Annotated in this window: 8 protein-coding genes and 1 pseudogene; 7 read left to right on the plus strand and 2 right to left on the minus strand. The window is 65.4% G+C overall.

Going from position 1 to position 8,473, the window contains the following annotated elements:
- The first annotated feature begins 53 nt into the window (after positions 1-53).
- Positions 54-1,124, plus strand: coding sequence for an alpha/beta fold hydrolase (locus AC16JP_RS08470; RefSeq protein ID WP_484340186.1), 1,071 nt, complete (start codon positions 54-56; stop codon positions 1,122-1,124).
- Positions 1,125-1,138: 14 nt separating this feature from the next.
- Here the strand turns inward: AC16JP_RS08470 and AC16JP_RS08475 are convergent, their stop codons facing one another.
- Together AC16JP_RS08475 and pyk are read right to left on the minus strand one after the other, a co-directional pair.
- The gene (locus AC16JP_RS08475) at positions 1,139-2,506 is read right to left on the minus strand and encodes an MFS transporter (RefSeq protein WP_484340179.1); all 1,368 of its coding nucleotides are present in this window, start codon (positions 2,504-2,506) and stop codon (positions 1,139-1,141) included.
- A 123-nt stretch (positions 2,507-2,629) separates the two neighbouring features.
- Positions 2,630-4,090: a pyruvate kinase gene (gene pyk, locus AC16JP_RS08480; protein ID WP_484340180.1), complete on the minus strand. Its 1,461-nt coding sequence runs from the start codon at positions 4,088-4,090 to the stop codon at positions 2,630-2,632.
- A gap of 119 nt (positions 4,091-4,209) precedes the next feature.
- Between pyk and AC16JP_RS08485 the strand changes: the two genes are divergently transcribed.
- The 6 genes and pseudogenes from AC16JP_RS08485 to AC16JP_RS08510 form a co-directional block, all read left to right on the plus strand.
- Complete coding sequence (locus tag AC16JP_RS08485; protein WP_484340181.1) at positions 4,210-4,608, plus strand: DUF1244 domain-containing protein; 399 nt, start codon at positions 4,210-4,212, stop codon at positions 4,606-4,608.
- A 40-nt stretch (positions 4,609-4,648) separates the two neighbouring features.
- Positions 4,649-5,731 (plus strand): NADH:flavin oxidoreductase, encoded by a 1,083-nt coding sequence (locus tag AC16JP_RS08490; protein ID WP_484340182.1) that lies wholly within the window; start codon positions 4,649-4,651, stop codon positions 5,729-5,731.
- A 58-nt stretch (positions 5,732-5,789) separates the two neighbouring features.
- The gene (locus AC16JP_RS08495) at positions 5,790-6,119 is read left to right on the plus strand and encodes a hypothetical protein (protein ID WP_484340183.1); all 330 of its coding nucleotides are present in this window, start codon (positions 5,790-5,792) and stop codon (positions 6,117-6,119) included.
- Between the two features lie 303 nt (positions 6,120-6,422).
- A complete protein-coding gene (locus AC16JP_RS08500) occupies positions 6,423-7,253 on the plus strand; it encodes a cold-shock protein (RefSeq protein ID WP_484340184.1) in 831 nt (276 codons plus the stop codon).
- Positions 7,254-7,512: 259 nt separating this feature from the next.
- Positions 7,513-7,941, plus strand: coding sequence for an SUF system Fe-S cluster assembly regulator (locus AC16JP_RS08505; RefSeq protein ID WP_484340185.1), 429 nt, complete (start codon positions 7,513-7,515; stop codon positions 7,939-7,941).
- Positions 7,938-8,473, plus strand: a pseudogene (locus AC16JP_RS08510) (Fe-S cluster assembly protein SufB); the annotation flags it as partial. The gene AC16JP_RS08505 and the pseudogene AC16JP_RS08510, both read left to right, overlap by 4 nt.

Here is an 8,473-nt window from a genome sequence, read left to right on the forward strand (position 1 = left end):
GCCCTGCCCGCGCAGGCTTCCATTCCGCCCGCGATCCGCTAGGTTTCGGGGCCATGCGCACCCTGATCCTTGCTGCGGCGGCCTGCATCGCCGCCCCTGCCGCCGCCCAGCTTTCCACCCGCTGGCCAGTCGCCGAAGCCGATGCCACGATCCGCGATTTCCGCTTCCACACCGGCGAAGTGATGCCGGAACTGCGGATGCATTACCGGACGCTTGGCCAACCCCGGAGCGATGAGGCAGGCCGCATCATCAACGCCGTGATGTTTCTGCACGGCACCGGCGGCACCGGCGCGCAGTTTCTGCGGCCGCAGTTCGCCGATGAGCTGTTCGGCCCCGGCCAGGCGCTGGATATCAGCAGATATTTTGTGATCCTGCCCGATTCGATCGGCCATGGTGGCAGTTCCAAGCCGTCGAACGGGATGAAAACCGCATTCCCCAAATATGATTACGCCGACATGGTGGAAGCGCAGCGCCGCCTGCTGACCGAGCATCTGAAGATCGACAGCCTGCGCCTGCTGGGCGGCACCTCGATGGGCTGCATGCACAGCTTCGTCTGGGGCACCACCCACCCCGGCTTTGCCAAGGCGCTGTTCCCGACGGCCTGCCTGCCGGTCGAGATCGCAGGTCGCAACCGCACATGGCGCAAGATGTCGATCGACGCGATCCAGGCCGATCCCCTGTGGCGCGGCGGCAACTACACCACCCAGCCGACGGCGGGGCTGCGCACGGCGGCGGCGCTTGGCCTGATCGCCGGAACCGCGCCCGTCCGGATGCAGGCCGAAGCGCCGACGCGCGATGCCGCGGAAAAGGCGCTGGTCGGCCGGGTCGAAGCGGGCATGACCGACGACGCCAACGACGTGATCTACCGGCTGGACTCGAGCCGAAACTATAATCCAGCGCCGCTGCTGTCGCGGATCACGGTGCCCGTCACCTGGATCAATTCCGCCGACGACTTCATCAACCCGCCCAATCTGGGGATCGCCGAGCCAATGGCTGCGAAAATGCCGGCCGCCAAATTCATCCTGATCCCCGAGACGGCGCAATCGCGCGGCCACAGCACGCACACATGGGCGGTGTTCTGGAAGCAGGATCTGGCAGACCTGCTGGCGCGATCGGGCGGCTGATCCGCTCGCGCCCCCTAGCGCCTTGGCGGCGGCTTCACCGTCAGCAGCACGATGAAGCCTGCCGCCAGCAATAGCAGAATGGTCGCATAGCCGCCCTGCTGGGTTCCCGTCGACCGCGTGCCCCATGCAACCAGCATCGGCCCCAGCCACATGGTCGCGGTGCCCGACAGCGCATACAGCCCGAAAAAAGTGCCGGCCCGCGCCGGCTTCACCAGCACCGTCAGCAGGGTACGCGACGAGGCATAGGCCGCCGTGATCGAGACGGCGGAAATACCGGCAATCGCAATAAACGCCATTTCGGCCGCCGTCTGGAACATCGGCGCATCGTGCAGTGGCGCCGTTGAGACCGGCATCCACGCAATGCGGCCGGGGCTGGTGCCCAGAATCGCCACCACGCAGGCAGCCGTGATCAGGATTTCCAGCAGCACTGCACGCTTTGGGCCAAGCACCGGATCGATCCGCCCCGACAGCAGCCCGCCAAGCACGGCAAGGATCGAAAGCAGGATGCCGTAAACCAGCATCTGCAGTGTGTGCCAGCCCATGACCCCTGCGGCCAGCACGCCGCTGAAGATCAGGATCGCTGTCTTGCCGTCTGCGTAGATCATCCGGGCGGCCAGAAACTTCGCCACCTCCGGCTCGGCCTTCAGTTCGTGCAGCATCCCGGCAAAGTCGCGCATGCCGGCCTTCACCGCCTGCCCCAGCGTAAGGCTGGACCGGGGGAAATCCGGAACCCCCCAGAGGATCAGCGCAAGGCCAACGGCAATGCTGACGGCAACGATCGGCCCGGCAAGACGGGCGGGTTCGTGCAGGGCCTGGTCGACCCCCAGCAGCGGCTGTTTCGGCACCCACCCCCAATCGACCGTTCCCGGAAGCGCAAACGCCCATAAAACGGCCACCAGGAACGCAACCGACGTTGCATTGCCAAGCGCCAGCCCCATTCCCGATGTCCGCGCCACCTTGCCCTGCGCCGCGCTCAGGATGAGGGCGTTGTGGGCAACCTCGGTCCAGGCAAAGAACAGGCCGGCAAGTGCCACGATCGTCATGAATGCGGCCGGGCCGATCGGGCCGCCGGGCGTGACGAACCACAACGAGAAGTTCAACGGGATCATGGCAAGCGCCGCAAAGGCGAGCATCGGCTTGCGCGGGCCGAGCCGGTCGACGACCATGCCCATCAACGGCGCCGACAGGGCGACCGCCCAGCCCGAAAACTGATTCGCCCTTGCAATCAGCGCCTGCCCCGAGGCCGGATCGGGCGCGACCGACTGCACATAATAGGGCATGAACACATAGATGGTGATCAACACCACCGCCGGGTTCCGGAATCCCTCGAACGCGGCCCAGCACCAGGCGGAACGCGGCAGCGAACCCTTCACCGGCTCCATCGATATCCGGCCATATGTGCGCAAGCGCCGCTTGCCCGGCGCGCTTCCCTGTCCCTCATGCGGGGCACTGTGCGACCGGCGCGCACCGCAAGGCAAGCCCGCCCGGCAGATGTTTTGCCGATGCTATCCCTTTCGATGGCGTTCCAGTTCGTCGCCGATCACCCGCACCACGTGCATCAGGTTGGTCGAGCCGGGCACGCCGAACGGCACGCCCGCCATCAGCACCAGCCGGTCGCCGCCGGTTGCGATATGGTGGCGGATCGCCATCCGCTTCGATTTGGCGACCATTTCCTCGAAATCGCCGACATCGCGGGTGTGCACGGCATGCGCCCCCCACGTCAGCCCCAGCCGCCGCGCGGTGGAAAGCTTCGGTGTCATCACCAGCAGGTTTGCCGGAATCCGTTCACGCGAAACCCGCCGCGCGGTCGATCCCGACGTGGTGAAGCAGACGATCGCCGCTGCGCCGACCGTCCGCTGGATGCTGTGCGCTGCCTCGCACAGCGCGTCGGCCGTGGTTGGCTCGGGTGCGGTGCGCACGAAGCCGATCTGGCCTTCATAGGCCGGGTCGCGTTCGACTTCGCGGGCGATCGCATCCATCATCGCCACCGCCTCGACCGGCCAGCGCCCGGCGGCGCTTTCCGCCGACAGCATCACCGCATCGGCACCATCAAAAATGGCGTTCGCCACATCCGACACTTCGGCTCGTGTCGGGCTGGGGGCGACGATCATCGATTCCAGCATCTGCGTCGCCACCACCACGGGCTTGCCCGCCCGCCGCGCGCAGGCAATCGCCCGCTTCTGCACGCCCGGCACCTCCTGCGGCATCAGTTCGACACCCAGATCGCCGCGCGCAACCATGATCGCGTCGGCCTGTTCGATGATCGCATCCAGATCATCCAGTGCTGCCGGCTTCTCGATCTTGGCCATCAGCAGCGCACGCCCGGCGATCAGCTTTTTCGCTTCCGCCACGTCGTCGGCGCGCTGCACGAACGACAGCGCCACCCAGTCGACACCGGCCTCCAGCGCCATGGCAAGGTCAGCGCGATCCTTGGCGGTGAGCGCCGGCAGCGGCAGCACCGCGTCGGGCACGTTCACCCCCTTGTTGTTCGACAGCACGCCCGGCACCAGCACTTCGGTTGCAACATGATCATCGCCAACCGACACCACGCGCAGCACCAGCTTGCCGTCGTCCAGCAACAGACGGTTGCCCGGCCGCAGCACCTTCAGGATTTCCGGGTGCGGCAGATGCACCCGGTCGCAGTTGCCCGGCGCCGGATCCGAATCCAGACGGAAGCCCTGGCCGGCTTCCAGTTCCACGCGGTCGCCGTCGAACAGTCCGACACGCAGTTTCGGCCCCTGCAGGTCGGCAAGGATGGTCATCGGCCGCCCCAGTGCGCTTTCCAGCCCGCGCACGGTTTCGATCAGCTTCAGTTTCGATGCGGCGTCGCCGTGGCTCATGTTCACACGGAATGCGTCGGCGCCAGCTTCAAAAAGCGCGCGGATGCGTTCGGCTGTGTTCGAAGCAGGCCCCAGCGTCGCCAGAACGCGAACGTGGCGGGCGCGGGGCGGGCGGTGGCTCGGCAAGGGTGCGTCCTCTCGGCTTTGTGCAGGTGACAATTCGTCGGCGGCTCCCAATATACAGATGCGCGCAACGCCGCCAGCCATGGCATGTGCAGCGCGATTGCCGAAAGGAAACGGAAGCCATGTCCGAGACGAGACATCCCCACATCGAAGCGCTGGAAGCGGCAGCGTTTCGCCAACTGGTCGAGCACCTGCGTCTGCGCACCGACGTCAGCAACATCGAGTTGATGGCGTCGGCGGGGTTCTGCCGCAACTGCCTCGCCGACTGGCTGATGGAAGCGTCCGTCAGAACGCCCTCCCCCCTCACCCGCGAGGAAGCCCGCCACCACATCTATGGCGAGCCATACGCCAGCTACAAGGCGCGCCAGCTGGAAGCGCATCCCGATCAGGTCGATCGCATGAACCAGAGCCTTGCCGAAAACGACCGGGTGCGCCGCCTGGCGAGCAGCCGCGAACTCGACGCGGAACTCGATGGCACCTTCCCCGCAAGCGACCCGCCCGCGATCGTTCGCCCCCGCTGAACCGCCCGATCCAATACCCCATTCTGCCAGAGGAATATTCATGCACGACGCCAGCGCGCTGTTCCGCCCGTTCGTTTCACCGAAGCTCAGCCTGAAGAACCGGATCGTCATGGCCCCCATGACCAGAAGCTTTTCGCCGGGCGGGATTCCCGGTGAAAATGTCGCGCATTATTATGCACGCCGCGCCGCCTCGGATGTCGGCCTGATCGTCACCGAAGGAACCGCGATCGACCGCCCCGGCGCCGCCAACGACAAGGCGGTTCCACATTTCCACGGCGACACCGCGCTGGAAGGCTGGGCGCGCGTCGTCGAGGCCGTGCACAAGGCAGGCGGCAAGATCGCGCCGCAGTTATGGCACGTCGGCTCGGCCATCAACCCGCTCGACCGCGACGAAACCCATGCGGAAAGCCCGTCCGGCCTCTATCGCATCGGCCGTACCTTCGGCCGCGAGATGTCGGTTCCCGACATCGACGCCACCATCTCCGCCTATGCATCGGCTGCGGCAAGCGCCAAACGGCTGGGCTTCGACGCAGTGGAACTGCACGGCGCCCACGGCTACCTGATCGACCAGTTCCAGTGGGAAGGCGCCAACCAGCGCCTCGATGTCTGGGGGCAGGATCGCGGGCGCTTCGCACAGGAAGTGGTAAAGGCGGTGCGCGCCGCCATCGGCGACGATTTCCCGCTGATCCTGCGCCTCTCGCAATGGAAGCAGCAGGATTATGCGGTGAAGCTTGCACACACCGAACAGGCGATGGCCGACTGGCTTGTCCCGCTTGCCGGCGCCGGCGTCGACATTTTCCACTGCTCGCAGCGCCGCTTCTGGGAACCAGAGTTCGACGGCTCGGATCTGAACTTTGCCGGCTGGGCAAAAAAACTGACCGGCAAACCATCGATCACCGTCGGCTCGGTCGGCCTTTCCGGAGAGTTCATTGCCGGGCTACAGGGTGAATCGTCCGAGCCGACGTCGATCGACGGACTGCTGCAACGGCTGGAGAATGACGAGTTCGACCTGGTCGCCGTTGGCCGGGCGCTGATCGTCGATGCCGACTGGGCGCAAAAGGTGCGCGAAGGCCGGCAGGACTTCACGCCATATGCAAGGGCGGCGCTGGCGACACTCGTCTGAGGCGCAACAACCGCGCATTGCAGCCGTTATCCGCCACGCAACATGGCGGAGGTGTGCAATGGCGAACGGCCCAAACCCGGAAGACGGGACTGGCAGGCAACGGCCGCGCCTGCGGCTGCGGGCCGCCGTTGATCTGTGTGCAGTCGTCGCGGTTGTGGTGTTTGCAACGCTGTTTGCCGACAGCCCTGCGCAGGCGCTGATCCATTTCCTTGCGTCCAGCGGCTTTGGCCTGCTGTTTTTCATCGTGCGCCGGGGGGCCGACCTCTCGGCGACGGCGCGCGCAGAACGATGGCGGACGACTGCGGTGGAAGGGCGCGGAATGACCGTTCGCGAATGGAACAGCGGCGCGCAACTGAAGCCCTGGAGCGAGCGCCGCGACAATATCTGAGGCCGCGTCAGACGCACGCCAGATTCCGACTCGCACCAAGCCTCACAATAGGCTATGTCAGAGTTGGCGCAATGCGGTTCTGCCGAGTTTCGCTACCCTGTCCGTGCCGGTTCATGGCAAAGCCCGCCCAGCGGGGCTGCTTTGCAATGGAACGACCGGCCGGGGGAAATTGGGATAGCCATCCGCCGGACAGTCCGGAATTGGCGTTTCAGGTGGCGGTGGAAGTCCGGCTATTGGTGCCCATATCGTTTACGGGGCCAGGAATTGGGCGATCACGAGTATTTTTGAAAGACGGTTCATTCAATGAATTACGACGACAGGCGGCGTGGCGGCCGCGGACGCGGAGACGACAAGCGTGGCCGCGAATTTGACGAAGGCTTCAACTTCGATTCCGGCTTTGGTGGCGGACGCAGCGGTGGCGGCGGTTATGGCCGTAGCGGCTTTGGCGGCAGCGGTGGTGGCGGCGGCTTCGGCGGCGGCCCGCGCGGCGGCGGCGGCGGCGGCTTCGGCGGCGGTGGCCCGCGCGGAGGCGGTGGCGGCTTCGGCGGCGGTGGCCCGCGCAGTGGCGGCTTCGGCGGCGCCGGCGGCAACCCCGGCATCGTCGTTGGCACCGCCAGCGGCAAGGTGAAATTCTTCAACGGCCAGAAGGGCTTCGGTTTCGTCGTCCGTGATGACGGCGGCGAAGACGTCTTCCTCCACATTTCCGCGCTGGAGCGTGCAGGTCTCACCAATGTGGCTGAAAATCAGGAGATCCGGTTCTCCCTGACAGACCGCAACGGCCGTATCTCGGCGACCGACGTCGAAATTATCGGCGACGTGCTGGAAGTGCAGGAACGCGCCCCGCGTCCTCCGCGCGAAGGCGGCTTCGACCGCAGCCCGCGCGCTGGCGGCTTCGGCAACCGTCCGCCGCCGGTGACGGACGGCACCCGCTATGAAGGCACGGTGAAATTCTTCAACGGCCAGAAGGGCTTCGGCTTCATCGCCCGCGATGATGGCGGCGCCGATGCGTTCGTGCACATCTCGGCCGTCGAGCGCGCCGGTCTGACCGACCTGCCGGAAAACCAGCGGGTCACGTTCGAGCTGGAGCTCGACCGTCGTGGCAAGCAGGCTGCGGTGAACATCGAACTGCTCTAGGCAGAACGACAGGCACTTGCTGATGCCCGGCGATGGTTCACGCCATCGCCGGGCATTCCTGATTTGGGCGGCCGGTAACGCCCCCCGCGACATTGCGACGCTTGCCGTATGGCCAGTCGTTGCTATTGGCGGTGGATCAACAGCCGACGCCCGAAAATGCGCGAATATGGCGGCCGCTGCAGCACGGTTCGCTCTTGACCGGAAGGCCGGTTTCCCTAAATAGGACTGCGTAAGTCCGAATTACCCGGAAACGGAGTCGATGCTGCGTCTTTCAAACCTCGCCGATTATGGCGTCGTCGTGATGACCGCCACCGCGCGCACTACGGCGGAAGGCCGCCCCATGTCTGCGGCACAGGCATCCGCGCTGACCGGCATCCCCGCCCCCACGGTTGCAAAGCTGATGGGCCAGTTGGGTCGCGCAGGGCTGCTTGCGTCGCAACGCGGGGTTGCTGGCGGGTTCTCGCTTGTGCGGGCTGCGTCTGACATCAGCCTTGCCGATATCGTGGAAGCAATCGACGGGCCGATCTCGCTTACGCATTGCGGGCAGGCAGGCAGCGATTGCTGCGGCCTTGCCAACACCTGTCAGGTCAAGCCGCACTGGGCGCCCGTCAACCGCGCCGTACGCGACGCGCTTTCGGGCGTTTCGCTGGCCGAACTTGCACCTGAATCCCAGAAAGTTCCGGCATGAACGCCTCCCTCCCCGAAATCCGCAACCCCGAAGCGGCGGCGGCCGTCGACGAACTGTCCAGCTACAAATGGGGCTTTTCGACCGACATCGAACAGGAACTGGCCCCGAAGGGCCTGAATGAAGACACGGTTCGCTTCATCTCTGCCAAAAAGCAGGAGCCGGAGTGGATGCTGGAATGGCGGCTGAAGGCCTTCCGGCACTGGCAGAAGATGCAACAGCCCGACTGGGCGAAGCTGAACTTCCCGGTGATCGACTATCAGGACGCCTATTATTATGCGGCGCCAAAGAACAAGCCAAAGCTCGAAAGCCTCGACGATCTCGATCCGGAGATCCGGCGCACCTATGAAAAGCTTGGCATTCCGATCGAGGAACAGAAAGTTCTGGCGGGCGTCGAAGGCGCACGCAAAGTTGCTGTCGATGCGGTGTTCGACAGCGTCAGCGTCGCAACCACATTCCGCGAGGAACTGAAGAAGGCGGGGGTCATCTTCCTGTCGATCTCGGAGGCAATCCGCGAATATCCGGAGCTGGTGAA

The organism is Sandaracinobacteroides sp., from assembly GCF_057137845.1.

Coding starts and splice junctions, on each gene's coding strand:
- AC16JP_RS08475 (WP_484340179.1), bottom strand. CDS start 2,506: ATGGAGCCGGTGAAGGGTTCGCTGCCGCGTTCCGCCTGGTGCTGGGCC.
- AC16JP_RS08470 (WP_484340186.1), top strand. CDS start 54: ATGCGCACCCTGATCCTTGCTGCGGCGGCCTGCATCGCCGCCCCTGCC.
- AC16JP_RS08490 (WP_484340182.1), top strand. CDS start 4,649: ATGCACGACGCCAGCGCGCTGTTCCGCCCGTTCGTTTCACCGAAGCTC.
- AC16JP_RS08500 (WP_484340184.1), top strand. CDS start 6,423: ATGAATTACGACGACAGGCGGCGTGGCGGCCGCGGACGCGGAGACGAC.
- AC16JP_RS08485 (WP_484340181.1), top strand. CDS start 4,210: ATGTCCGAGACGAGACATCCCCACATCGAAGCGCTGGAAGCGGCAGCG.
- AC16JP_RS08505 (WP_484340185.1), top strand. CDS start 7,513: ATGCTGCGTCTTTCAAACCTCGCCGATTATGGCGTCGTCGTGATGACC.
- AC16JP_RS08495 (WP_484340183.1), top strand. CDS start 5,790: ATGGCGAACGGCCCAAACCCGGAAGACGGGACTGGCAGGCAACGGCCG.